The organism is Streptomyces boluensis, from assembly GCF_009908195.1.
Taxonomy (GTDB): Bacteria; Actinomycetota; Actinomycetes; order Streptomycetales; family Streptomycetaceae; genus Streptomyces; species Streptomyces boluensis.
In genome coordinates, this window is record NZ_JAAAHS010000705.1 from 1 (window position 1) to 1,522 (window position 1,522).

Consider the following 1,522-nt stretch of genomic DNA (forward strand, 5'->3'; position numbering starts at 1 on the left):
GTCGGGCGGGGGCTCGTTTTTCCCCTACCCGCCCCTTCCCGAAAGTCCTCGCCGGACGGGCCTCCTCAAGCGCCGGAGGGGCTGATTTATCAGCCGCTCCGGCGCTTGAGGGGAAAGAAACCGGCCACCCCGGCGCGGGGGGAAAGGTTTCGTGAACGGCTCGGGGCCGCGCCGTGGTTGTCGAGTGTCCGTCCGGAAGTCGTCCTTGTGTGCCCCCTGTGAACGTGGGAATAGTGTCTGTCACCCGTTGGCATGGACGCGACTGTTGCACTAAAGGCGGATATGTCGCTTCCGTGCCCGTGTACGCCTTCAGGGCCCGGTGAACCCCACCGATCCGGGTCCGACCCCCCACAGGAGGACGTGACTTGAAGCACCGACGCATACCGAAGCGCCGCGCGGCCATGGCAGGTGCGGGCATCGCCGCACTGGTCGCCGCAGGTGTCACCTTCCAGACCGCGAACGCGAGTGACGCTCCCACTCCCGAGCTCAAGTCGCTCACCGCGACCGCCGCCGGCAAGCTCGGCTCGACCCTCGGCAAGGACCTCGGCGCGGACGCGGCCGGGGCCTACTACGACGCCAAGTCCAAGTCGCTCGTGGTGAACGTCCTGGACGAGCGGGCCGCCGGGGTCGTCGAGCAGGCCGGCGCCAAGGCCAAGGTCGTCGAGCACTCGCTCGCCGAACTGCGCACCACCCGTAGCGACCTGATCGAGAAGGCCAGCACCAAGGGCGTCTCGTGGGCCCTCGACCCGAAGACCAACAAGGTCGTCGTCACCGCCGACCGTACGGTCAAGGGTGCCGAGCTGAGCAAGCTCACCGAGGCCACCGATGCGCTCGGCTCGCAGGTCGAACTGAAGCGCTCCCAGGGCGAGTTCAAGAAGTTCATCGCCGGTGGCGACGCCATCTGGGGCGGCACCGGACGCTGCTCGCTCGGCTTCAACGTCACGGTCGGCGGCGAGCCGCACTTCCTGACCGCCGGCCACTGCACCGAGGCGATCCAGGAGTGGTCCGAGGAGCAGGGCGGCGCGGTCATCGGCGCGAACGCCGGTTCCAGCTTCCCGGACAACGACTACGGCCTCGTCAAGTACAGCGGCGACACCGCGCACCCCAGCGAGGTCAACCTGTACGACGGTTCGGCGCAGGCCATCGCCAAGGCGGGCGACGCGACGGTCGGGCAGCAGGTGCAGCGCAGCGGTTCCACCACGCAGCTGCACGACGGTGAGGTCACCGGCCTCGACGCGACGGTCGACTATGGCAACGGCGACGTCGTCAACGGCCTCATCCAGACCAACGTCTGCGCCGAGCCCGGCGACAGTGGCGGCGCGCTCTTCGCGGGCGACACCGCGCTCGGTCTGACCTCCGGTGGCAGCGGTGACTGCTCCTCGGGTGGTGAGACGTTCTTCCAGCCGGTGCCGGAGGCGCTTGAGGCTTTTGGGGCGGAGATCGGCTGAGGTTCTTCCGTAACTGGTCCGGGGCTCGGCTCACCTTGGTGGGTCGGGCTCCGGGCTTTTTTGTTCCCCTCCCC

The 1,522-nt window shown here is 68.6% G+C and carries 1 protein-coding gene; it reads left to right on the top strand.

Annotated features, from left to right (window positions below; genetic code table 11):
• The first annotated feature begins 365 nt into the window (after nt 1–365).
• Entirely contained in the window at nt 366–1,448 is a 1,083-nt protein-coding gene (locus GUY60_RS37610; RefSeq protein WP_161705986.1) for a S1 family peptidase, read from the top strand.
• Nucleotides 1,449–1,522: the final 74 nt, after the last annotated feature.